At 58.8% G+C, this 23,502-nt stretch carries 22 protein-coding genes, 1 tRNA gene and 1 pseudogene; 10 read left to right on the plus strand and 14 right to left on the minus strand.

What is annotated here, in order from left to right:
• Positions 1 to 81 precede the first annotated feature (81 nt).
• Entirely contained in the window at positions 82 to 453 is a 372-nt protein-coding gene (locus FHW37_RS19255; protein WP_246690836.1) for a DUF2442 domain-containing protein, read from the plus strand.
• Between the two features lie 93 nt (positions 454 to 546).
• Here the strand turns inward: FHW37_RS19255 and FHW37_RS19260 are convergent, their stop codons facing one another.
• The gene (locus FHW37_RS19260; RefSeq protein WP_145639380.1) at positions 547 to 1,029 is read right to left on the minus strand and encodes an Hsp20 family protein; all 483 of its coding nucleotides are present in this window, start codon (positions 1,027 to 1,029) and stop codon (positions 547 to 549) included.
• A 401-nt stretch (positions 1,030 to 1,430) separates the two neighbouring features.
• Positions 1,431 to 2,399 carry an AraC family transcriptional regulator gene (locus FHW37_RS19265; protein WP_145639382.1) on the minus strand — a complete coding sequence of 323 codons (969 nt, stop codon included), beginning with the start codon at positions 2,397 to 2,399 and terminating at the stop codon, positions 1,431 to 1,433.
• 171 nt (positions 2,400 to 2,570) lie between these two features.
• Between FHW37_RS19265 and FHW37_RS19270 the strand changes: the two genes are divergently transcribed.
• The gene (locus FHW37_RS19270) at positions 2,571 to 3,458 is read left to right on the plus strand and encodes an SDR family oxidoreductase (RefSeq protein WP_145639384.1); all 888 of its coding nucleotides are present in this window, start codon (positions 2,571 to 2,573) and stop codon (positions 3,456 to 3,458) included.
• Positions 3,459 to 3,580: 122 nt separating this feature from the next.
• Here FHW37_RS19270 and FHW37_RS19275 read toward each other — a convergent pair whose 3' ends face one another.
• Positions 3,581 to 4,420 (minus strand): enoyl-CoA hydratase/isomerase family protein, encoded by an 840-nt coding sequence (locus tag FHW37_RS19275; RefSeq protein WP_145639386.1) that lies wholly within the window; start codon positions 4,418 to 4,420, stop codon positions 3,581 to 3,583.
• 100 nt (positions 4,421 to 4,520) lie between these two features.
• On the opposite strand from FHW37_RS19275, the gene FHW37_RS19280 reads away from it, so the two are divergent.
• Positions 4,521 to 4,955 (plus strand): winged helix-turn-helix transcriptional regulator, encoded by a 435-nt coding sequence (locus FHW37_RS19280; protein ID WP_432442876.1) that lies wholly within the window; start codon positions 4,521 to 4,523, stop codon positions 4,953 to 4,955.
• Between the two features lie 67 nt (positions 4,956 to 5,022).
• The gene (locus FHW37_RS19285) at positions 5,023 to 6,075 is read left to right on the plus strand and encodes an alpha/beta fold hydrolase (protein ID WP_246690837.1); all 1,053 of its coding nucleotides are present in this window, start codon (positions 5,023 to 5,025) and stop codon (positions 6,073 to 6,075) included.
• An 11-nt stretch (positions 6,076 to 6,086) separates the two neighbouring features.
• Here the strand turns inward: FHW37_RS19285 and FHW37_RS19290 are convergent, their stop codons facing one another.
• Complete coding sequence (locus tag FHW37_RS19290; protein WP_145639388.1) at positions 6,087 to 6,560, minus strand: VOC family protein; 474 nt, start codon at positions 6,558 to 6,560, stop codon at positions 6,087 to 6,089.
• Between the two features lie 176 nt (positions 6,561 to 6,736).
• Here FHW37_RS19290 and FHW37_RS19295 point away from each other — a divergent pair, with 176 nt between their 5' ends.
• Positions 6,737 to 7,354 (plus strand): TetR/AcrR family transcriptional regulator, encoded by a 618-nt coding sequence (locus tag FHW37_RS19295; protein WP_145639390.1) that lies wholly within the window; start codon positions 6,737 to 6,739, stop codon positions 7,352 to 7,354.
• Between the two features lie 18 nt (positions 7,355 to 7,372).
• Here FHW37_RS19295 and FHW37_RS19300 read toward each other — a convergent pair whose 3' ends face one another.
• From FHW37_RS19300 to hisN, 5 genes and pseudogenes are all read right to left on the minus strand, one after another.
• Positions 7,373 to 9,130: a peptidoglycan D,D-transpeptidase FtsI family protein gene (locus tag FHW37_RS19300; protein WP_145639392.1), complete on the minus strand. Its 1,758-nt coding sequence runs from the start codon at positions 9,128 to 9,130 to the stop codon at positions 7,373 to 7,375.
• Positions 9,131 to 9,486: 356 nt separating this feature from the next.
• Positions 9,487 to 10,017, minus strand: a complete 531-nt coding sequence (locus FHW37_RS34145) for a GGDEF domain-containing protein (RefSeq protein WP_246690838.1) — start codon at positions 10,015 to 10,017, stop codon at positions 9,487 to 9,489.
• A gap of 94 nt (positions 10,018 to 10,111) precedes the next feature.
• Positions 10,112 to 10,480: pseudogene (locus FHW37_RS34150) on the minus strand (hypothetical protein); the annotation flags it as partial.
• A gap of 183 nt (positions 10,481 to 10,663) precedes the next feature.
• Positions 10,664 to 11,269 carry a sugar O-acetyltransferase gene (locus FHW37_RS19310; RefSeq protein ID WP_246690839.1) on the minus strand — a complete coding sequence of 202 codons (606 nt, stop codon included), beginning with the start codon at positions 11,267 to 11,269 and terminating at the stop codon, positions 10,664 to 10,666.
• Positions 11,270 to 11,367: 98 nt separating this feature from the next.
• A complete protein-coding gene (gene hisN / locus FHW37_RS19315; protein ID WP_145639393.1) occupies positions 11,368 to 12,144 on the minus strand; it encodes a histidinol-phosphatase in 777 nt (258 codons plus the stop codon).
• On the opposite strand from hisN, the gene FHW37_RS33660 reads away from it, so the two are divergent.
• Positions 12,143 to 12,286 (plus strand): hypothetical protein, encoded by a 144-nt coding sequence (locus tag FHW37_RS33660; protein ID WP_186458330.1) that lies wholly within the window; start codon positions 12,143 to 12,145, stop codon positions 12,284 to 12,286. The two genes, hisN and FHW37_RS33660, sit on opposite strands and share 2 nt — an antisense overlap.
• Positions 12,287 to 12,557: 271 nt before the next feature.
• Here the strand turns inward: FHW37_RS33660 and FHW37_RS19320 are convergent, their stop codons facing one another.
• Complete coding sequence (locus FHW37_RS19320; protein ID WP_145639395.1) at positions 12,558 to 13,448, minus strand: N-formylglutamate amidohydrolase; 891 nt, start codon at positions 13,446 to 13,448, stop codon at positions 12,558 to 12,560.
• A 180-nt stretch (positions 13,449 to 13,628) separates the two neighbouring features.
• On the opposite strand from FHW37_RS19320, the gene cpdR1 reads away from it, so the two are divergent.
• From cpdR1 to FHW37_RS19335, 3 genes are all read left to right on the plus strand, one after another.
• Positions 13,629 to 13,991, plus strand: a complete 363-nt coding sequence (cpdR1, locus tag FHW37_RS19325) for a response regulator CpdR1 (RefSeq protein WP_062460988.1) — start codon at positions 13,629 to 13,631, stop codon at positions 13,989 to 13,991.
• Between the two features lie 272 nt (positions 13,992 to 14,263).
• Positions 14,264 to 14,338 (plus strand) — tRNA-Val (locus FHW37_RS19330).
• 328 nt (positions 14,339 to 14,666) lie between these two features.
• The gene (locus tag FHW37_RS19335) at positions 14,667 to 14,873 is read left to right on the plus strand and encodes a hypothetical protein (protein WP_145639397.1); all 207 of its coding nucleotides are present in this window, start codon (positions 14,667 to 14,669) and stop codon (positions 14,871 to 14,873) included.
• A 33-nt stretch (positions 14,874 to 14,906) separates the two neighbouring features.
• Here the strand turns inward: FHW37_RS19335 and FHW37_RS19340 are convergent, their stop codons facing one another.
• Complete coding sequence (locus FHW37_RS19340; RefSeq protein ID WP_145639399.1) at positions 14,907 to 18,311, minus strand: beta strand repeat-containing protein; 3,405 nt, start codon at positions 18,309 to 18,311, stop codon at positions 14,907 to 14,909.
• Positions 18,312 to 18,739: 428 nt separating this feature from the next.
• On the opposite strand from FHW37_RS19340, the gene FHW37_RS19345 reads away from it, so the two are divergent.
• Complete coding sequence (locus tag FHW37_RS19345; RefSeq protein WP_145639401.1) at positions 18,740 to 19,063, plus strand: hypothetical protein; 324 nt, start codon at positions 18,740 to 18,742, stop codon at positions 19,061 to 19,063.
• A 299-nt stretch (positions 19,064 to 19,362) separates the two neighbouring features.
• Here FHW37_RS19345 and FHW37_RS19350 read toward each other — a convergent pair whose 3' ends face one another.
• The 3 genes from FHW37_RS19350 to FHW37_RS19360 form a co-directional block, all read right to left on the minus strand.
• Positions 19,363 to 19,596: a DUF6894 family protein gene (locus FHW37_RS19350; RefSeq protein WP_145639403.1), complete on the minus strand. Its 234-nt coding sequence runs from the start codon at positions 19,594 to 19,596 to the stop codon at positions 19,363 to 19,365.
• 220 nt (positions 19,597 to 19,816) lie between these two features.
• Entirely contained in the window at positions 19,817 to 21,091 is a 1,275-nt protein-coding gene (locus FHW37_RS19355) for a hypothetical protein (RefSeq protein WP_246690840.1), read from the minus strand.
• A gap of 142 nt (positions 21,092 to 21,233) precedes the next feature.
• Positions 21,234 to 23,279 carry a glycosyl transferase gene (locus FHW37_RS19360; protein WP_432442877.1) on the minus strand — a complete coding sequence of 682 codons (2,046 nt, stop codon included), beginning with the start codon at positions 23,277 to 23,279 and terminating at the stop codon, positions 21,234 to 21,236.
• Positions 23,280 to 23,502: the final 223 nt, after the last annotated feature.

Raw genomic sequence — 23,502 nt, forward strand, 5'->3', positions numbered from 1 at the left:
GGCGCTTTCCAAAGCGCTTGGGTTTTGTTATTTTCAGGTATGGCGATTTCTGAAGACGATCTTCAAGCGGCCGAGACCAGGATGAATGCGGAGCGCGATTCCGGCTATGCCGTTTCTGCCCGCTACGACCGCCGCTCCGGCCGCCTCGTCATCACCATGAATACCGACATCCAGGTGGCAATACCGACAAGCAAGATCGAAGGCCTCTCGGAAGCTGACCCGGAAGACCTTCGCGATATCGAAATCAGCTCCTCCGGACTTGGCCTTCATTGGCCGCAGCTCGATGCCGATGTCTATCTGCCATCCTTGCTGCAAGGAATATTCGGCTCGCGCCGCTGGATGGCCGCGCAACTGGGCGCGGCAGGCGGTGCTTCACGTTCGGCAGCCAAGTCGGCAACTGCGCGCGAAAACGGACGCAAGGGCGGTCGGCCGCGGAAAACGGCATCGAACTGAACATCCCCAAACGCAAAGCGCCCCTTCCCTGGGGAGAGGAAGGAGCGCTTCACATATTACCCTTATGACTGGAGGTCTAAAGGGGTATGGCTATTAGTTGACCTGCTGCGGAGCGATCTGGGCTTCGATCGTTTTCGCGGTATCGCCGGCTTCGGCGGCGATCGCGATGCGACGCGGCTTCATCGCTTCCGGAATGTTCCGGACGAGATCGATGTGAAGCAGGCCGTTCTTGAGCGAAGCATTTTCGACTTCCACGTGGTCGGCGAGCTGGAAGCGGCGTTCGAAGGCGCGCTTGGCAATGCCGCGATAGAGGTATTCGCTCTGTTCGGTGGCCTCTTCCTCGCTCTTTTCACCCTTCACGGTCAAAGCGTGGGCCTGGAATTCGATCGAAAGTTCCTTTTCGTCGAAGCCGGCAACGGCCATGGTGATGCGATAGGTGTTCTCGCCGGTCCGCTCGATATTATAGGGCGGATAGCTCTGCGACTGATCGGCAAAATTGCGATTGTCGAGCAGGTTGAAGAGACGGTCGAAACCGACGGTGGAGCGATAGAGAGGCGAAAAATCGACGTGACGCATAATGTCCTCCATTGAAGCGACGGTGCGGTTTGGGTTCGGCATCCGCATCCCGTTCTGGCGATGGCGGAGCCCGTTTCACGGACCCTTTCGGCGCCCGCAGACCTGAGATGGGAATTGTTTTTTGCGCCTTCAAGACCTTTTTCAGCGAAACCGACAAGACGCGCCCGATACGGAAAAACGCCGGGATTTCCTTGAAAAAGCGGGGACGGCAACCCATGAACTGTCGATGAACGGCGAGTTCCGATCCGGTTCACCTCAGCCTCGTTAGAAGAGTGCGAATGGATGGCCGCGACTGCCTCCTTCGACCGAAACGCTCTTGCGTCCCTTCGTTTCGGTCACTCTCGATTGCCGGAGCCGGTGGGTTTCCCGTACCCTCGGTTCCGGCCTCTTTTTCCCCGCACCTAACTCGCCAGCCGTTCCTCGACGACATGTCGGCTTGCCGCCTCGTTCGGTCGCTCACCGCGCCCGTATTGCCGCGGCGAACATCCCATAGTTTTTCGAAAAGCCGTGCTGAAGGCGCTTTCGGATTCGTAGCCGAGCGATGCGGAAATCACCGAGATGGAATCGCCGGAATGGATCAGCCGGTCGGCGGCCAAAAGCATCCGCCAGCGGGTGAGATAATCCATCGGCGTCTCGCCCACCTTCTCGCGGAATCTGAGCGCGAAGGTTGAACGCGACATGCCGGCCTCCGTGGCAAGCGTCTGCAGCGTCCAGCGATGCGCGGGATCGGCATGGATGGCACCGATCGCGGCACCGATCTGCCGGTCGGCAAGCGCAAAAAGCCAGCCGACCTGGGATGTGGGCGCGGCGACCTCCTCCGCCACATGCAGCCGCAGCCCCTGCAGCAGGATCATATGCGCCAGATGCTGGACAATGAGGAACCCGCCCGGCTGCGGATCGCGCAGCTCATCCATCATCCGCTCGACCGACCAGCGCAGAGCTTCGCTGGCCGCCTCATCGCGGATCAGGATGATCGGCGGCAGCATTTTCAGAAGGATGCTGGCATGTTCGCCTTCCAGCCCGAAACGGCTGCTGATCAGCGAAATCTCGCCGCCGCCGTTAAACGTGACGACACCGCGCTTGCCCTTGTTTGCGAAAATGGCCGCAGCCTCTGTCGGCACCACGTCCAGTCCGCTTGCCAGAAGGAAAGGCCGCCCGCTTGGCAGAAGAAAACTGTCTCCCGCCTTCAGAAGAACCGGCTCGCCAATATCATTCACCTTCAGCCAGCACTCTCCGAAAATCAGCGTGCCGCATTTGATGCCCTGCCCCTGATGCGGAAACTGCACGGCCCACTCGCCACCGGCCTCGAACCCCGCCGAGAGATGGTTTTTCGGTTTCAGAAGCGACAGGACATTCGACAACGGATCCATGCTTGCATTCTCTCCGGCCCTTGGCCTCAGACGCCTGATCCGGACGATCGCGAAGATAATACGGACGTTAGAGAATGGATCGTACGGCTTCGGACTCCTAATGTCACCACCATCCGGCCGTCGTCCTTCACGGGCCGCCATTTTCGGGCCGGATGAACAAGGAGACATGACATGCGCGTTTTCGTAACCGGAGCCACCGGCTTCGTCGGTTCTGCCGTCACCGATGAACTGATCGCAAACGGCCATCAGGTGCTTGGCTTCACCCGCTCGGATGCGGGCGCCCAGAAACTTCTGGCGGCCGGCGCCGAGCCGCATCACGGCACGCTGGAAGACCTGGACAGCCTCAAGCGCGGCGCCGAAGACGTCGATGCGGTGATCCATTGCGGCTTCATCCATGATTTTTCAAAATTCAAGGAAAACTGCGAGATCGACCGCCTGGCGATCGAGGCACTCGGCTCTGTCCTGAAAGGGTCTGACCGCCCCCTGATCGCAACCTCCGGCACCGGCCTGATCGCGCCGGGCGCCATCAGCACCGAAGACACCAAACCGTCCAACCCGAACATTCCGCGCGTTTCGGAACAGACCGTGCTGGCGCTGGCCCCTCAGGGCATCAAGGCCATGGCCATGCGCCTGCCCCCGTCCGTGCATGGCAAGGGTGACCACGGTTTCGTGCCGATCCTGATCGGCATGGCCCGTGAGAAGGGTGTTTCGGTCTATACCGGCGAAGGCAACAATCACTGGCCGGCCGTTCACCGCCTTGATGCCGCAAGGGCCTACCGCCTTGCGATCGAAAAGGGCACGGCCGGCAGCGTCTATCACGCAACCGACGAGCTCGGCATTCCTTTCCGCGAGATCGCCGAAGCGATCGGCAAGGGCCTTGGCCTTCCCGTCGAAAGCCGCTCGCCGGAAGAGGCCGCCGCCCATTTCGGCTGGTTCGCCCATTTCGCCGCGATCGACAATCGCGCATCGAGCGAAAAGACCCGCGCGGCTCTCGGCTGGCAGCCGAAGGAGATCGGCCTGCTCGAGGATCTGGCTGAGCGCTATTATTTCGCAGCCTGATCGGCCCCGACAACGACCTCGGATCGCCATGCCCGACATGGGCGTGGCGATCCGGCAAGAGATATCAAGCTCGGAGAGCCCGGTCCTGATCAGTCATCAAGAGGCCGGACGCCTTCCGCGCCTCAAAGTTTTCTGAACAGTCCTTCCAGATCCTTTTCACCCTTGCGGGTCTGTGCACCCGCAGCCAGCCCCGCCAGCGCAAGCTCGATTGCCTTCGGTGCGGCAAAGGTTTCCCCGAGCAGCCGGTTGTTGACCTCAAGAGCGCCGCCAAGATCAGGCACGGCCGCATCGATCGCTCGCTTGGCCGCCCGCACCATACCCGGTGCCCGGCTGGCAATATCGCGGGCCAAAGCGTCGACGAAGGGATCGAGCTCTTCCGGCGCAAGCGCCCGGTTCACCCAACCATAACGCTCCGCGGTTTCCGCATCGACCAGTGCCGCGCCGGTGATGATCTCGAGCGCCCGCGCCCGGCCGACCATTTGCGGCAGATAGGCCGTGCCGCCGGCACCGGGAATGATACCGACCAGCGCTTCCATCTGCCCCAGCCCCGCCTTTCCCTTGGCTGCAAACCGCATGTCGAGCGCCGAAAACAGTTCGGCCCCGCCGCCACGAGCAAGACCTGCAAGCTTGCCGATCGTCACCTGCGGCAAGGCCCGGATCCGTTCATGCAGCCGCATCATCGGGTTCAGATGTTCCGTGCCGGGATCACCGAGATCGAGCGACATCAGCGTTTCCGGCGCATTGACGAAATTCATGTCGCCATGGGGAATGAAGAAATCCGGATCGGCGCTCTGGAAAACGATCACCTGGATCGCCTCGTCCTGCGCCACCCGCCCGGCAAAATCGTTGAGCTCGGGCATCAGCACGGCATCCAGCACATTGAGCGGCGGATGATCGATCGTCGCCCAGGCGGCCCCGCCTTCGGTGGCGATACGGATCGAACGGTAATTCTCATAGGGCATCGAAGCCACTCCTTTTCAGTGAATGGCTAATGGTATAATTTGGATACCTAGCGTCAATTACGCACCTTCATGCCACCAGGTATAGTCGAGGAAACCATCGATGAGCGACCGCCGCCAGAAGGCAGAGGCAACGCGCCGGACCCAGAACATTCCGGCTGCGATGCGTGAGGAAAAGGACGAGCGCCCGACCGGAGCCCGGCTTGCCTCCGACCGTCTGCTGCTCGACGAGATTGCCAGCAAATGGTCGATCCTCGTGCTTGGCGCCCTCTGCCATGGCCCGCTCCGCTTCAACCAGCTGAAACGTGAGCTTGATGGCGTGACGCAGAAGGCACTGACCCAGTGCCTGCGGCGGCTGGAACGCGACGGCATATTGAGCCGCACGGTCCTGCCCACCTCGCCGGTCTCCGTCGAATACGGCATCACGCCGCTTGGCCGCACGCTGGAAGCGCCATTCAAGGCGCTGGCGGACTGGACGGTCAAACATGGCGAGGATGTCGGCACCGCCCGCACCCGTTACGATGCCGGTTCGAAATGAACCCGAGGCCACTCGTCAAAATGAGTTTCCGCTTGACGCACAATGCTTTCCGCCGGACCCTTGAAGCATGACCGACATGAATGACACAGCCGCCCCTGCCGACCTGCCGACCCCAACGGTGGAGGCTGTTTCTGCGCCGCAATCGCCCGCAACGGACACCATCCTGCGCCCGACGCCGGGCAATCCCGCGCCGGAGGATTTTACCACCGGGTATTTCACCGGCCATCGCGGCACGAAGATCCGCTACGCCGTGTTCCGGTCGAAAACCGTGCCGGCCAAGGGCACGATCGTGCTTCTGCAGGGGCGCAACGAGTTCATCGAGAAATACTTTGAGACCATCCGAGAACTCAACGCCATGGGCCTCTGGGTCGCCACCTACGACCTGCGCGGCCAGGGCGGATCGGCGCGGCTGAAAAAGAACCCGAAGAAGGGCCATGTCCGCCAATTTTCCGATTACGAAAAAGATCTCGAAATCTTTCTCGAGCAGGTGGTTCTGCCCGACACCCGCCTGCCCTTTTTCCTGATCGCTCATTCGACCGGGGCCCTGATCGCGCTCTCCGCTGCCCCCCGCCTGTCGAACCGTATCAGCCGCATGGCACTGCTTGCGCCCTATGTCGGCTTTCATGGCCAGGAAATGCCGGAAAGGCTGGTCCGCCCGCTGGTGACGGCCCTGCGCTGGACCGGGCTCGGCGGCCTGCAGCTCGGCGGCGACAAAAGGATGATCCCCTTCGAAAGGAACGGTCTGACCGGCGACCGGGCGCGTTTCGAGCGCAATATCGGCCTCTACCGTGATCTGACCGACCTGACGGTCAGCGCCCCGACGGCGACCTGGGTGCATACGACGCTGAAAGCCGCGAGCCGTGTTTCGGCGCAGGCACATTTGACCCGCATCACCATTCCGACGCTGATCCTCGCGCCCGTTCTCGACGGCGTCGTGCCCTACCGGCTGCAGGAGGATCTGTCGCGCAATTTCCGCGCCGCGCAGCTGATCACCGTCACCGGCGCCCGCCACGAACTGCTGCAGGAAAAGGATATCTATCGCGCCCAGGCCATGGCCGCGATAGAGACCTTCATGCCAGGCCTCGACGGCGGGATCGAACTTTCTGAAACCGCCGCCTGACCGGTCAAGCCTCAGCCGCGCCGGGCCGCTTCGATCGCTGCAACGTCGATCTTCTGCATTTTCATCATCGCATCAAAAGCACGCTTCGCTTCCCCACCGCCGGTCGCCAGCGCGTCGGTCAGCGCGCGTGGCGTGATCTGCCAGGAAATACCCCAGCGGTCCTTGCACCAGCCGCAATCGCTTTCCTTGCCGCCATTGCCAACAATCGCGTTCCAGTAACGGTCGGTCTCCTCCTGATCGTCGGTGGCGATCTGGAAGGAAAAGGCCTCGTTATGCTTGAACACCGGCCCGCCATTGAGCCCGATGCAGGCTATTCCGAAAACGGTGAACGCGACGACCAGAACATCGCCCTCCTTCCCGTCCGGATAATCGCCCGGCGCGCGGGTGATGGCGCCGACGGCGCTGTCCGGAAAGGTTTTCGCGTAAAAGCGCGCAGCCTCCTCGGCATCCCTTTCGTACCAAAGGCAGATCGTGTTCTTGGCCATTATCGTTCCTCCCAATATTCGGCTCATCGTGGAAGATAAGGCAGGTGTGACCTTTCTCCAGTCCCAGCCTAGCTCTAGTCACTGACAGGCTCGTGACCCGTATTTGCACCTTCTGGTCTTCATTGGCAGGCACCTCCGTGTTAGAGAGCGCACCCATAAAGAGTGAAAGGAAGAGCATGGCGCGGACACTCATCCGTCCCGGCGGCCGCAGCGAGCGCATTCAGGTGGCAGTGCATGACGCGGTCCGGGCACTGATATCGGAACAGCCGCAGCAGGAACTGACGATCGCCCTGATCGCCGCGCGTGCCGAAGTCCCGCCTTCCACCATCTATCGCCGCTGGGAAACGCTCGCCAATCTTCTGGAAGACGTCGCCAGCGAACGTTTTCTGCCCGACAGCGTTCCAAAGAACACCGGCAGCTTCAAAGGCGATCTCGAACTCTGGCTGGAACAGCTGGTGGATGATCTTTCCTCCGGCCCGGGCCATACGCTTTTGCGGGAGCGATTGAACAATGTCCGGATCGCCCAGACGGCGGCCGGATATACGTTCCAGAACCTTGTCTGCCTCTGCGACCGTTGCGAGGCACGCGGCGAGCCGGTTCCTGATCCCGACCGGCTGATGGACCGGATCTTTGCCCCGGTCGTGTACAGAATGTTCTTCACCGGCCAGACGATCTCGAAAGCCTATCAGCTGGAGCTGATCGCCAATGTGCTGAAATCAGCTGAGCTGACCGTCGCCTTCGCCAGCCAGCCGTCCATCCGCGATTACGTTCTTTACGAGAACGACCCTCAATAACCGTCGGTAGTGGGGCGATCAGTAATTCGCGACCAGCTGCGGCTCGCCATCGCCGAATTTCGGCTGCACGCCGAGCAGTGGCGCGGTCCTGCTGACGATCTCGCGGGCCATCGGTGCTGCCGTGTAAGCGGCAAGGCGGCCACCCTTTTCGCCCGTCTGCGGCGAATCGATCGTCGTCAGCACGATGTAACGCGGATGATCGATCGGGAAGCCGGCGAGAAAGTCATTGAAATTCTGGTGCTGGGCGTAGCGGCCATTGACCACCTTGTCCGCCGTCCCCGTCTTGCCGCCGATATTGTAGCCGGGAACAAGTGCATTGCGGCCGGAGCCCTTCACGCCGTTCCAGTGAAACAGGAAACGCATGTCGGCACTGGTGGAGGGCTTGATGACCTGCGTGGCCAGCGCATCCGCCTCCGCCTGGCTGCGCGGAAAGAAGGTCGGCTCGATCAGCTTGCCGCCATTGATCAGCGCAGCGCCGGCAACGGCCGTCTGCATCGGCGTCGTGGCAACACCGTGACCGAAGGAAATCGTCGCCTGGTTGATGGCGCGCCACGGATGCGGCTGCGTCGGGGTCGCGACTTCAGGCAGTTCGGTCGTCATCTTCGTCAGAAGGCCGAGCTTCGTCAGGAAGGCCTGGTGGTCGGGGATCGGAACGCGGGTGGCGATCGTCGCGGTGCCGATATTCGACGAATACTGAAAGATTTCCGGCACGTTCAACGGCCGGTACTGCCCGTGTTCGTCATGGATGGTGAAACCCGACATGCGGAACGGCTTACTGGTGGCGTCGATCACCGTATTGAGCGTGATCTTGCCCATGTCGAGCCCCATGGCGAGCGTAAAGCTCTTGAAGGTCGAGCCCATCTCGAAGGTCGCATTGGTGATGCGGTTGAACCAGCCCTTCTCATATTCCTTGTCGACCGTGCCGTCGGGAAGCAGGCGAGACGGCTCGTTCGGATCGTAATCCGGCACCGAAGCCATGGCGATGACTTCGCCCGTATTGGCATCGAGCACAACGGCACCGGCCGCCTCGGCCTGATCGTCATGCATCGCCTGGGTCACGATTTGATGGACGATATTCTGCACGCGGATGTCGATCGACAGTTTGACCGGCTGCAGCGGCCCGTCACTCGTCAGACCTGCGGCCCGAAGTGCTGCAACGCCCTGCTGGTCGATATACCGCTCGATCCCGGCCAGCCCCTGATTGTCGATATTCACGTGACCGAGAATATGTGCGGCCGTCGACCCGCCTGGATAGAAGCGGCGTTTTTCTGGGCGAAAGCCGATGCCGGGAATGCCGAGCGCCATGATGCGGGCCTGCTGGCGCGGCGTCAGCTGCCGCTTCAGCCACTGGAACCCGGTCCTGGATTTGAGCTTCTTGTGGACGTCGGTCCAGTCGAGATCCGGAATGACGCTCGCAAGCTTCTCCACCGCCTCGTCGACATCGACGATCCGGCGCGGCTCGGCATAAAGCGAAACCATGTTGAGATCGGTCGCCAGAAGCGCGCCGTTGCGGTCGACGATATCCGGGCGCGAGGCAACCGGGTTTGTATTTTCCGGAATGGAGCCGGTCGTGATGTCCTCGGTCATGCCATATTGGGCAAGACGCGCGCCGATCACCACATAGGCAACAAGAAACCCGCTGGCGAGAATGGCAAGCCGCTGCTTGGCCTGCTTCCGGCGCAGCTGCGCGGCGCCCTTGAAGGCCGTGCTGCCCGACTTGCGGACGGCAAAGTGGCTGCGGCTCCGTGCGGAAAAAACGCGAGAAATCAACTGCATCGGAAAATCCAGAAAACCGCCCGGGAACCTCGGCTGCGCCCATGGAGCGGCAGCGAATTCCCGTGCGAACGCAAAACCAGCGAACGCCACACTAACGCATTTTTCGTAGCATTAAGAAGATTAACGAGAGGTTAAGACGGCGCCAATCCCGGTGACGGGAACGTCTCGCGATCGATCAATTTTTTTACGCTCCCAAGGCCCCTTATTCCCCATGGAAAAAGGGCTCATGCAACGCCCTGCCCTCCTCTGTTCTGCGGCATGAAAACCCGCCATGCGACAAGGCGCCTCGGCATTTTCATGCCGACACCGGATGGGCGCACGTAGCGCCTATACCGGCTTGGATCACAGGATTTTCGTCAGGCGACGTCCGCAACGGGGCTGGCGGAAGGCAGAAGGCCAAAACTGTTCTTGCCGCTTGCCTTGACGACATAAAGCGCCTTATCGGCTTCGGCAAAAATATCCTTGGCGGGAATGCCCGGCAGGATCATCGCTGCACCGACGGATGCGCTGACCTTGAGCTTGTTCGGCGCGGGGCCGACCCACCATTCCAGTTTGGTCACGATACGCTTGCAGATATCCTCGAGGTTCTTCAGCGATCCGCAATCATGGAGAATGGCAAACTCGTCACCTCCGAGCCGGGCAATCAGGATCGCCTCCGGCACGGCTTCCGAAAGCCGGCGGCCGGCCTCGCGCAGACAATCGTCACCGGCCTGATGCCCGAGCCTGTCATTGACCGCCTTGAAACTGTCGAGATCGACCAGAAGCAGCGCCTTGCCCGCCGATGGAGCTGAAGACACGACCTCGTCGAACACCGTTTCGAACCGCGCACGCGAGGCAAGCCCCGTCATCGTGTCGGTTTCGGCCAGACGGCGGATATGGTCGAACATCATCTTCTCGGCCGTGATCCTGCTTCATTCCGAACAGGCGAACCGGCACGCCGTGATCTCTCTCGACGATCGCAGTGATCCGGATCCAGCGATGATTGCCCTGGGCGGTGATGATCTCCGCATCGAGCGAAAAACCTTCGCCATCCCGGATCGCCGCCGAGCGGGCTTCATTCAGCTTCTTGCGGGATTCGGGCGAATAAAGCGCGACAGTCGCATCACGCGTCAGAGCCGAGCGGGGTTCAAGATCGAACAATTCGTAGACGGTATCGGTCCAGGTGATCGTTTCATCCGGCAGGGTGCATTCCCAGATGCCGATCCGCGCCGCCTTGAAGGATTTGTCGAACAGTTCCTGGAGCCGGTGAAACTGCTCCGAATTTGCCGACGTTGGCGGAAATGGCCCACGGGCCTGCGATTTCTCCGCTTCGGGAGATGCTGCACAATCACATTGCAGACCGTTCGGCATAACTGCTTCCTAGATTCCGATTTCATATCGGCGATTGGATTGTTCCAGCATGGATCAAAAACGTTTCATTTCTCTTTCCTTAAAAACTAATAAACCCTCGGAAAAAAGAGATGGAGACAAATTTACGTATAAAAATCATAATGATGGGTGAGGCATTCCGAAGCAGGTCGACGGCATGCCCGGTCAGGCACAAAATCCTGTCCTGTCGGATTCCGTAATGTCTCGTATGACCTTGCAGGAAACGCCCGCAGCGATGACGCCGGCAGGAATATCCTTGGTGACGACGCTTCCCGAACCGATGATCGTATCGTCGCCGATCGTCACGCCCGGATTAATATGCACGCCGGCGCCGATCCAGACGCGGTTGCCGATCTTCACCGGCTTTGCATAACAGGCACCCGCCGCGCGCTCCGCCGCATCGATCGCATGGTTGGACGTGTAGATGCCGACGCGCGGGCCAAACAGGACATCATTGCCGATCTCGATGCCACCGCCATCCAGCATGACACAATCGAAATTGGCATAGAAATTATTGCCGATCGAGATATTGCGCCCGAACTCGCAGCGAAAAGTCGGCTCGAAATGCACCCGCTCACCGACCGAGGCCAGAAGTTTTTGCAGGATCACTTCCCGCGTCGCGGGCGACTGACCGAAACTCGAATTATATTCGTTTGTCAGGAAAACCGCCGCCTCGCGCGCGGCGATCAGTTCTGCGGTGAGATCATTGTACATCGCCCCGGAGCGGATCGATTGCATCTGGTCGGCAAGCGTCATGGAAAGTTCCTTCACGCAGTTTCCGGAGGCACTTGCCTACCGTCCGCCGCGTGAACCCGTTCTGAACAGCGCTCGGCGTCGCTTCCAGGCTTTGCCGATGTCGATTGAAGCGCCTACCGCCCCGCCAGCAGCGCCATCGCTTCCGCATGCACGGCCTTGGACCCGGCTGCGATGATATTGCCACCCGCTTCTGGCCGGCCGCCATCCCATGTCGTGATGATGCCGCCCGCCTGTTCGATGATCGGGATCAGCGCGCCGACATCATAGGGTTTCAGATTGTTCTCGACCACGAGATCGATATGGCCGGATGCGAGCAGGACATAGGCGTAGCAATCGCAGCCATACCGGAACAGGCGCACTTTTTCCTCGACGGCACGGTAGCGCACCAGATCCTCGCCGCCAAAGATATGCGGCGACGTGGTGAACAGGATCGCATCCGACAGTTTTCCGCAATCGCGTGTAGAAATCTGTCTTTTGCCGTCGCGACCGCGATACCAGGATTTCTGGCCATCGGCGTAATAGCGCTCTCCGGTAAAGGGCTGGTCCATCAGCCCCATCGTCGCGCGACCGTTCGACTGAAAGCCGATCAGCGTACCCCAGACCGGAAGGCCGGAAATGAAGGCGCGCGTACCGTCGATCGGATCGATCACCCAAATATGCTCGCGGTCGAGCCCGACATTTTCGTGCTCTTCGCCCAGAATGCCATGTTCGGGGAACCGTTCGCCGATCAGCGCGCGGATCGCTGTCTCGGCCGCCCGGTCACCTTCAGTGACCGGATCGAACCCGCCCTGCTGCTTGTTGACGACGGAAAGCCCGGTGCGGAACCGCGGTAGCGTTTCTTCCGCAGCGGCTTCGGCAAGCAGGTCGAAAAAGGCGCGATCTGGCAGCATGACAAGGCTTTCGGTGAGTGGAGATGCAGCGGTTTTAGAAGGAAACACCGGCCATGGAAACCACAAAACAGCGGCAGACAGTGATCAAAAAGCCATCAAGACGACTAATAATGATGCAATTTTAATCACCAAAATAAAGTGATTGACAATTGTGCATAGCAGGCCTAGCCTCGTCCTCACAGTCTTTGACTGTAAATACCCTCCTTGGGTGTTTCCTCCCTAGACTTAGCCGCGCCAAGAGCGCGGTTTTTTTTGGCTTTTTTCGGGGGAAATGGCGCTGGGGCGGCACGGCTAAGCATCCGTCGAGCCTGCGAGATCACGCTTGGCGTTATGTGTTTTTGCCTCGACGGGCATTCGCTCACCCGGACAGGCAATGCCCATCCAGGCGAATTCGCAGGAAGACAATCGGGAATTTATTCGGCAGCCAGCGCGCTGTCGTCACTGGCCGAAAATTCGGCGACAAAATCCGCCATCTGCCGCATGAACAGCGAAAGCGCTGCGGCAATAGCATCGAATTCCGGCCGCTTGATCAGTGTCTGTTCATCGACATAAAGGCTGCGGTTGATCTCGATCTGCAGAGCATGCAGACCACGTACCGGACGCCCGTAATGCTCGGTGATGAAACCGCCGGCATAAGGCTTGTTGCGCACAGCCGAAAAACCCATTTCCTCGAAGAAATGCAGGGCGGCGCGCGAAAGCTCGGCGGAGGCACTGGTGCCATAACGGTCGCCGATGATGAAATCCGGACGGATATCGGAGCCAGCCAGACGGATATTGCCGGGCATGGAATGGCAATCGATCAGCACGCAGGTACCGAACCGCGCATGCGTCCCGGCAATCAGCCGCCGCAGGCAGGCGTGATAGGGCTTGTAGATGCTTTCGATGCGCAACAGCGCCTCTTCGACCGGCAGCCGCTTGCGGTAGATTTCCATATTCTCCGCGACGATCCGCGGGATCGTGCCAAGCCCGCCGGCGACCCGCATTGAGCCGATATTGGTATAGGACGGCAAAGGCCCGTCGAACATGCGCGGATCGAGCTCATAAGGCTCGCGATTGACATCGAGATAGGCACGCGGGAAATGCGCCAGCAGCAGCGGCGCACCGAGTTCGGGCGCATCGGCAAAAAGCTCGTCGACATAATGATCGGCCGAACGGCGGATTGCCATCGAATCGAGATTGCTCTCGGCCAGAAAACTTGCCGGATAACGCCGACCGCTATGGGGAGAGTTGAAAACGAAGGGGATTGTCTGGGTGGCGGGCTCCCTCACCTCGAAGTGCTCAAAATCGCCCGCGCTGCAATCCATCCTGCTTTTACCATGTCACGAACTAGTTCGAAGCAGCATGTTGCCAGTTGCCCGCCGCGAAGTCCATACTATGTATACCCTAACCTGGTCGCTTCCCGCCGCATTAAACGGATATTTACCGTGAGTTGGCAGGGTAGACGGCCATACACCCATGACTCATAGACGGATAACGGTCCCGAGATGCTTCCAAAAATTCTTCTCGCCGAAGATGACAACGATATGCGCCGCTTCCTGGTGAAGGCGCTCGAAAAGGCGGGGTACAAGGTCATCTCGTTCGACAACGGCGCCAGCGCCTATGACCGTCTTCGCGAAGAGCCCTTCTCGCTGCTGCTGACCGATATCGTCATGCCGGAAATGGACGGCATCGAGCTGGCGCGTCGTGCCACAGAACTCGACCCGGATCTCAAGGTCATGTTCATCACCGGTTTTGCCGCCGTGGCACTCAATTCCGATTCCAAGGCTCCGAAGGATGCCAAGGTGCTTTCCAAGCCCTTCCACCTGCGCGACCTCGTGGACGAAGTGAACAAGCTTCTGGCCGCCTGATTTTTTCGAGCCCGGAACCAACGGGCTCTTCTTTCCCAATTCAAAAAAGCGCCTCATCGAACCGATGCGGCGCTTTTTTTCGTTTAGCCGCTCCACGATTCACCAAAAGAATCCGCCGCTTATGGATTATCCACAGCACCCGCTCGAAACCGGACACAACAGTTTTCACGGCAAAACCCAGCAAATCCGGGCTTCGTCAAAAAACCTTCAAAAATTCTGGCGAAACCAGTTGACGGCGAAATCAGTCTATGGTCTATGCGCCGACATCGGATGGTCGTGTAGCTCAGCGGGAGAGCACTACGTTGACATCGTAGGGGTCACAGGTTCAATCCCTGTCACGACCACCATCCAAGTTTCTGATAAAAAAGGCCTTTCGAGAAATCGACAGGCCTTTTTTTCGTTTTGGGAATTTGGCTTTCCACTGGTCAAATCATAGCCTGCCCGTCAGCCCAAACGGCCTGCGCATCAATCATACGAAGAGCAAGCAGACGCCTCGAATCAACAGCGTCGACATTCACCGAGTTTGCCATCGCCACGGCCCTGCCGATTCTTTTCACGGCCGCAATTGACTCTCTCAATCATGAGAACATAATGGAAACATCGAGGCCGAAATGACGTCGGCCCTTCCGTGATTTTTTTGATTTTGAGACCATGCTCAGGCGTGAAGGAGATCCTATGCCCGCGACAGAAGAAAAGGCACATATCGTCGAGCCGCGCGAAAGCGAGATTGATCAGGTTCTCTCCCATCACGATGGTGACGCGCTTGCAGCCGTAAAAACCCTGCTGGAGGATTGCAGGCATCTGAGACAGCAGATGTCGCTGGCCGAAACCGCAATGAGTTCCGGCTTCACGCGCGGCTGGCGCCCAAGCTATGACCGTTGAAACGGCCTGGCATCTCAGCAGCAGTTGGAACAATCAACTGATGATGACAAAATCTGCCGCCGTCAGTGCAAGCCCCTTGCCCATCGTGGCGAATTGCACCGCTGCATCGCTGCCGGTTCCGTCGGCATCGTACCAGAGCTTGCCGGTTACCTTGTCGTAAAGGATCCGATCATCGGCGTCCTCAGCCGTCTTGCCGATGTGGAAAGCCGACGCCTGAAGCTGACCAACCTTGCCGGCCGTCTTGAAGATATCGTCGTCGAGGAAGATCGTATCGGATTTAACCGAGAAATCGTTCAGCACATCCACATTGCCTGGCCCGAGCTTGGTATCGAAAACGAACGTATCTTTGCCGGCGCCACCGACCAGAAAGTCCTTGCCAAGGCCGCCACTGATCTTGTCGTCGCCGGAACCGCCCAGGATCTTGTTGGCAACAAGATTGCCGATCAGCACGTCGGCCTTGCTGGAACCGGTCAGATTTTCGATCGAGGAATAGGTGTCCCCCTTTGCGTCACCGGTATTTTTGACGGTAGACGTCAGATTGGCGACGACACCTTTTAGCGCAGTCGCATAGGATGCCGTGTCGGATCCCGTGCCACCGATCAGCTTGTCACCATTGGCGCCACCGATCAGCGTATCATGTCCCGTTCCGCCATTTAGCATGTCCTTGCCGGCAAAGCCATAAAGCGTGTCATTGCCACCGAGCCCGCTCAACGTATTGTTGCCCTTGGTCCCCAGGACACTTTGCGAGAACTCGTTACCGGTCAGTTTCAGCGCCGCTGTACTGCCGCTTGAGCTGGCTGCCAGACTTTCGACACGAGCGCCGGGCGTCAGCGTATAGCTGACCGATGTCAGCACCGTGTCACTACCCTGCGCTTGAGCCTCGACAATCACATCGCCGGCATTGTCGACGACATAGGTATCATTGCCAAGCCCACCAGCCATCGTGTCCGCGCCGCCCATGCCGTTCAATATGTTGGCGCCGGCATTTCCAGTCAGGCTCTGTGAGAATTCATTTCCGATCAGGTTGATATTGGCTGTACCCGCCGCAAAATCGGTCGCAAGAGTTTCGACAGACATGCCAGCACCAAGTACATAGCTGACCGATGTCAGAACCGTATCGATCCCCTCACCACCGAGTTCCGTAACGATATCGGCGGCGTTGTCGACGACATAAGTATCATTGCCGAGGCCGCCTGCGATTGTATCGACACCGCCGCCGCCATTCAGCACGTTATCGCCGGCATTGCCGGTCAGGCTCTGCGAGAACTCGTTGCCAGTCAGGTTGATGGCAGAGGTCCCGCCACCCGAATCCGTCGCCAGATTTTCGACTGAAACACCAGTCGCCAGAACGTAGCTTACCGCAGCAAGCAAGCTGTCTGAGCCTTGGCTGTCCAGCTCAACGACAACTTCGGCTGCATTGGTGATGATATAGGTGTCATTGCCGAGACCTCCGACCAGCGTATCGCTGCCACCGCCACCATCGAGCACATTGCTACCGGCATTGCCGGTAATCGTCTGGGCAAATTCGTTGCCGGTTAGATTGATGGCGCCCGCGCCGGCAGTCGAGGTCGTCGCGATATTCTCTACGGCCGAACCGGCTATCAAGATAAAGCTGACGGACGCAAGGACCGTATCACTGCCCTCGCCGGCCGTTTCAAAGACCTTGTCAGATGCATTGTCGACAACGAACTTATCATTGCCGGCGCCGCCATAGAGCATATCAGCGCCGCCCTTGCCGTCGATATAGTCGGCCCCGCCCCCGCCATAGATCGTATCCCTGACCTTGGAACCGACGACCGTTTCGGCATCGTTGTCGCCATGAATAATAACCGAGTCGATTCCGCCGCTGAAATTGACGAATGTCAGGCCGCTCAAATCAAGCGACGTACTGATGCCCATAGTCACATCGAATGTTTCGAAGACATAATAAAAGGCCTGGCCGGTAATCGTCGCCGTCAGGGAAATGCCCGTTCCGAACTGATCGGCGTTGAAATGTGCGATCGCAGTCACAACAGCCCCGGGATAGCCGTAGTTCACCTTTTCGATGGAGGTCACGGTATCGTCACGAAAATCATAATCGAAGCTCGCACCGGTAAGGCTCAGCGTGTCCGTGCCGCCTCCCCCGTCATAGACATTGCCCGCCGAGGTCTGCGGCTTGCTCAGGATGATCGTGTCATCGCCGGCCTCGCCATAAATCCAGTCCTGCCCGGCGCCGCCATTGATCGTATCGTTACCGCCGCCGGCATTGATGATGTCGCGGAGCTCATCGCCGTTCAGCGTTTCGTCCGTCGCATCTCCTGTCGTCACCCGGACGATCTGATGCAGTCCGCCAACGATGTCGGTCGTGCTCACATTCTCCCAACCGGCGACGAAACTGCCATTGGAAAGGCCGGCGACGGTCGAGTGGATCTCGTTCTGGGTCGTATTAACGAGGGTGAACTGATTTGCTCCACCGACCTGAATACGGGTTCCGCTCGAATCGAACAGCGCCGCACGAATGTCCGTATCCGTCGGATCGTAGGGATAGGACCAGGTGACCAGCACGAAGCCATTGGGCAGCACGGTGACGTCCGGGTCCGACTCGTCACCCGACGAGATATTGTTGACATGCACCTGCGCGCCCAGCACGCCGGTCGCACTGACATATTGCAGCGTGATGCCGTTTCCAAGCACACCACCGGCTTCGGCCCAGCCAGAATCGGTGTAGGCCACGACGAAGCCACCATCCTGGAGCTTCGCTATTGAGGGCTGGGTATTGTCACCGGTAGCCGCAATCAGAAAATCAGAACCGGAAACCGGAGCACCGCTGGAATAAAACATGCGGCCACGGATCTGCTGGTCGGCAGGGTTCGTATCCGCCCAGATCACGACATAACCATCGTTCAGGCCTACGATCTGGGCGTCGTTCTGAATGCCGGTCGAAGTCGTATTGGCCAAGCTGTAGGATGAGATCGTACTGCCGGTCGGACCGAAGACGGCAGAGTAGATCTCGCCGCTGAATTCCACCGCAACGGCGAAATTGCCATTTGCCAACGCGCTGACGGTCGGCAATCCCAAGGACGGAGAGGACAGAGAGCCGAGCGTCATATTGGCCTGGAGGAGGGTACCCGTCGGCGAATAAAGTGCTCCTTTGGGTGTACCGGAACCGAATTGCGTATCGTCCCAGATGACCACTACGTTGCCATCCGCAAGCTGGGTCAGCGAGGGCTGCCTCAAAGGCGCCGTGGTGGCGGCGCTTGCGGGAACTTGCGTCGTACCGACGATCGCCCCGGAAGCATCATAGAAATTCAGAGAAAGAAAATCCCCGCCATTGTTATAGGCGACAACAAATCCGCCGCCCTTGAGGCTAAGAATATCAGGATATTGTTGAATGCCCGTCGTGTAGGCGTTCAGGTTGAATTGCGTGAAGTCAGATTTGACGTATGTAATGGTTGCCACTATCAATTCTCCCCAGACTGCTTATCGCAGCACGAACGCCATCATGTCGCACTTCGGGTCTTCTTGATTTTCCAGGCATAAAAATACACACGGCAGCAATTATTTGCTGCACTGCGGAATTATTTTCAACTTTTAGATTACATTCTCAAGTAAAAACTGCAAGAAAATTATTTAAAATGGCATTTTTTTGAAATTTCATTACACGGAAATCAGCGCAATCAGATAAATTTTGAAACAAAACTACAGCCCTGAAATAAAACCTCCGCGATATCGAGACACATCTGGAACAAAGTCGCGAATTAGAATTTAAACCATTGAGATTAAATAGATTTTCTATCGCCGTAATCTGCAGTCTAAATCCTTTGTGACAGTCCCGTTGACTCTTCCCCAGCCGCTCGCCAGACTGGGTGAGACCGAGGGTTTCCGACTTGAGCAGTGTGAACGACCTGATCGCGGAACTCATCCGCGCCGCCAACGATATCGACAAGGTCGGGGACTACGAGATCCGTCGGCTGATCAAGAAAGCCGATGCTGCCATCCGGGATATGCGCGCGGAAGTCGGCATTCCGCCTAGCCCGGCCGCGCGCGACGCCCTGATCGAAGTTTATATGGTGGGCGAACATCTTGCCAATTACAGCCATTCCCAGGTGAGCGCAGCCCTTCTGGATGCCGCCGGAATGGCGCGCGATCTGCATATCGTCCTGGCCAGCAAGACGCGGATCCATCTCAGCAATGGCAAGCCGGCAGGCTGATATGACACGAAGCGGAATTAACGATGTTTCGCACCGGTTGCGCCGATGTAACCCACTGGACTTGATTATTGTTAAGGGAATACTAATGTTCATGTCATGCAGTGACCCTCAAGCGGCACACCGTCTTCAAGGAGAGTTTGCGTGACACTGGATTGGTGGGCTTCCAACAAGGGGTTGCGGATCATATACGCAACCAGCATGGCCATATCGGTCACGACCGGCCATTATGTCCTCAGCATGCTTTTTGCCTGAGAAACCAGGCGCGGGCTGTCGATCACCCGCGCGAAAAGTCCGGAAAGCTAGACCGCCACACCTGCCGCATAGTCGATCTCGAACTTGAACTTCAGCGTCGCGACCTTGCGACGTTGCTCGTCTGATACAGTGATGGTGATATTGTCGGGTGGCGGAAAGCGCCGGCAGGCAAACAGGGCAAGCGCGTTCAAACCCTCGTTAACAGCCTCGTGCGCGTTGGCAGCCTCGATCGAGGTCTCCCCTTCCCGCCCATCCGATATCTTGAAATGAAACGATGCCATGAGTTCCTCCAAGGTCACTCATGGGAAAAGTACCTGCAGCTCATTTCGTTCCATAATGAGAAGAAAGAAGAACGCGGGCAGATACCTGCAATCCCAGAATATCGTTTTGTGACATCCGAAGTAAAAATGCGCCCTCATCGCGGATGAGTACGCATCTTGTTATGGCTTTTCGATCATTTGACGCTCTGCGTTGGCGCAGCGTCTTAAAGGTTCGTCGATATCAGGCAACCGCCTGAGAGCGAAGTGCATCCGCCGCGGTCGAAAGCTCGCGGGCGTCCTCATGCGGCTCGGCTGCGAGTTTCGAAAGCATCAGGCGCTGATAACCATGGATCAGGCGCTCGACATCCAGCGCGTTTTCCTGCGGGCCAAAGCTCAGATGGCTGACCACGAAATCCGAATAGATCGCCGTCGGCCGGTTGAGGAAGGTCGGCAGGTCCACGGTCAGGTAATATTCGTCGTCGCCCTTCGGCAGGGCCATTTTCAAGAGGTCCTTGCCGAGCCAGGCGATGAAGTTGATCGATTGACGCTCGCGCCAGTCGACAACCTTGGTCGGCAGCGGCATGTCCTGATCGCCCTTCTGCAGGAAGAAGTCGTGCAGGCGCGTCGCCGTCTCGCCGCTCAGCCACAGGCTGCCACCGAAACCGCCCGGAGGCCGCTCGAAATGGCCGACGCTTTCCGGGATCGAGCCCGCCGCCTGCTGGAAATAGGCGCAGACGCCGTTGTTGACGACATTGGCCGAGATGACGAAGTAATGCGGGTTGGCGCGACGGAATTCGATGAAATCGCTGAGCTTGTCGACATCCATGTAAACGATGTCGTCATCGCATTTCAGGAAGATCGTGTCGGCGAACTGCTGCATATGCGTCGCATAATAGTCGAAGGCCTGCCAGTAAGGCATCTTTTCGCCCGGATTACCGACATAACGACGCACCGGCGCAGAAACGTCGCAGATCTCGAGGTCGGCACCCCAGCCGCCACGGATCATCACCTCGGCGCCCGCGCCGAGATCGAGCTCCGGCCAGCGGCCGATCAGGATATTATTAACATGCAGGGTCGGAACGCCGCGCCCATCCATGGTCAATACGACCTGGTTTTCGACACTCGGCGAAAGAATGGCCGGCGTCGAACGCCGCCAGATGATCGCTTCTTCGGGACGATCAAAACTCTTCAGATCGGCACGCCCGATCTTGCGCAGCACGGAATGGCTGTTGTTCCAGCCACCGACAACGATCTCATAGCACTTGTCCGGCTCGCCATGCGGCACGATGGCAAGATGCAGGTCGCTCTTGATACGCGCCGCCGTGCGGAAGGAACTGCGCGGAGAAAGTGATCCCTTTGCCTGATATGGCGCGGCGGATCCCATGAAGCGGACCGGGCCGAATTCCTGCGTTACCCACTCATGATCTTCCTGGGAGCGCGTGAAATCCCAGATATGCCATTCGTCGATAATACCAAGATCGATAGCCTGGCGAACGTATTGAGTGAGAATCTCCATTCGTTTCTGCCTGCCGGCAAATGTCACAAGTATAACCGGGGTCATCGGATCCTCACTGTCCCGTCGTGTTTCTGTCTATGCTTGAACCGGCGCCGGCGCGAGTTTTCCGCACGCTGCGCCGGCAAATCGATGAGCGTGGCGCTTATGCCGCGCCGCCATTCCACAGCTTGCCATCGGCCTCGATCGGCTCGAAATCGTGCCAGGCAGCTAGCTTGTCGATATAACGCCGGCGATAGGCGGCTTCTGTCTGGTGCTCGATGTTCTCAAGCACGATCTCAGCGCCGATCTCGTAATAGATGTCGAGGTTCTTGAGATTGGGCGTTGGCGTTTCGCCGCGCTCGGCCTCGCCCTGCATCTGCCAGAACAACTCTTCCAGACGGCGGGCCAGTGCCGGCATGTCGCGCAGCACGCTGGTCTCGCGCTTTTCCTGCAGCGACTGCCGGACGGCCTTGATCGTCTCCGGCGCCTTGGCATAACCGATCGCGCGCGCGACATATTCCTCCGGTGTGGCGCAGGCCATTTCGGGAATACCGGCGGCATCGAGAATGCTGAAGCAGAAACGCGAGGCAAAGCTCTTGCCTGGCATGGTCAGGATCGGCAGGCCCATGGTGACCGCATCGGCAGCCGTGGAATGGGCGCCATAGGGGAAAGTATCGAGGAACAGATCGGCCAGCGCGATACGCGCCAGATGATGCGGGTTCGCAGCCTTCTGCGCGAAGATCAGCCGTTCCGGTGAAATACCATGCTGTTCGGCAAGATTGCGCAGACGAACATTGACCTCTTCGTCGCCGGCAAGCAGCCAGAGCACGCTGCCCGGCGCTCCGGCAAGGATCGCCATCCAGCGTGCAAAGCACTTGTCGCTGATCTTCTGCATGCCGTTGAAGCTTGCAAAGACGAAGGCATCTTCCGGCAGTCCGGCCTGGGCGCGGCTCGGCGTCTGGGCGATCACCCGCTTGCGGTCGAGCGGCTGGTTGCAGGCGATGCGCAGAACCTTTTCCGAATAATAGATCTCGTTTTCCGGCGGCACGATATTGCCGTCGGCAATCATATACTGGTGGAACGGGCTCGCCATCGTGCCGGGATAACCGCAGAAATTGACGATGACCGGCGCCGGACGGTGGGCAAAGATCTTCGTGCGGGCATGTTTGGTAAAGCCGTTGACGTCGATCAGGATGTCGATCTCGTCAGCGCGGATCTGTCGTGCCGCATCCGCATCGCTGACCGTGAGAATATCGCGCCAGCCATCGACAACCGCCTTGATCCGGTCCTGGGTCGCGTCGCCCACCCGCGGTTCGCCGCAGTAATAGGCATAAACCTCAACATTCTTCTTGTCGTGCAGTTCGAAGACTTCGCGCAACGCGAAACCGACGGCATGATCACGCAGGTCGGACGAAAGGTAGCCGACGCGCACCCGCTTGCCCGTGCCGGTCTTCTTGCGCGGCGCGATGCGCGGGAAAGCGGAAAGGTCCGGACGGCTGACCAGGGTCTTCAGATAGCGATAGGCCTTGGCTGCATGGAAAAGCGGATCGTCGGTATGGCAGGCAATCGTCAGCGGCGACATCGAATCGAGCAGCTGGCGCTCCGTCACATGCATCGAACCGGTGATCGTCGGCCACTTGCACTGGCGCTGGCGCAGCGAGCTCCAGTGCTGACCGGCCTCGAACTTGGCCGGCTGCAGCTCAATCGCCTGCCAGAGTGCGTTTTCAGCTTCCTCAAGCACGTTCGCGCCTTCCAGAACGCGTCCGACATGCTGCAGCGCCATCAGCCGGTGCCCTACCCGCTCGGACGTCACCTCGCTGGTCATCTCGGCAAAATCACGCCACTGCTGCACAGCCTGATTGATGAGGCCGCTATCTTCGAGCACACGGCCGAGATTGATATAAGCCGGGCCGAATTTCGGATCGATCCGCTTCGCCTGACGCAGAGCCTGAACCGCGCCGGCCTTGTCGCCAAGCTGGCTCAGCGTCACGGCGTAATTGAAGCAGGCCAGATGCGCGAGCGGGCTCGTATCGTTGAAGGCGATCCAGGTCTTGTAAACCTCGGCGGCCTGGGCACCCATGCCGGCATTCCCGAATGCTTCGGCGACCTGAAAAAGCTCGGTAAGCGAAAGGGTCTGGTTCCGGGCACGATCAAGGATGGTCGCGAAGGGCGAAGAGGCGTCCTGGACAGATACGATATTGGCGTTCATGAGCATCCCACGACAAGGCCGCACGGCGGCCAGTGCATATGACGAAGTAACTTTGCTTCATCGGCAGTGTTATCGGGGCTAGCTTGCGTCGGGCTTATTGTTTCCGGGGCAGGACATGCTCTCGGTTACAAGTCATGCGCCTGTTCTTACATGCGCTTCAAAGTCTTACATCAGCATCAAATAAAAAAGCGGCGGAGCCGAAGCCCCGCCGCCTTTTGATCTT

It is taken from the genome of Neorhizobium alkalisoli (genome assembly GCF_007829835.1).
Taxonomy (GTDB): domain Bacteria; phylum Pseudomonadota; class Alphaproteobacteria; order Rhizobiales; family Rhizobiaceae; genus Neorhizobium.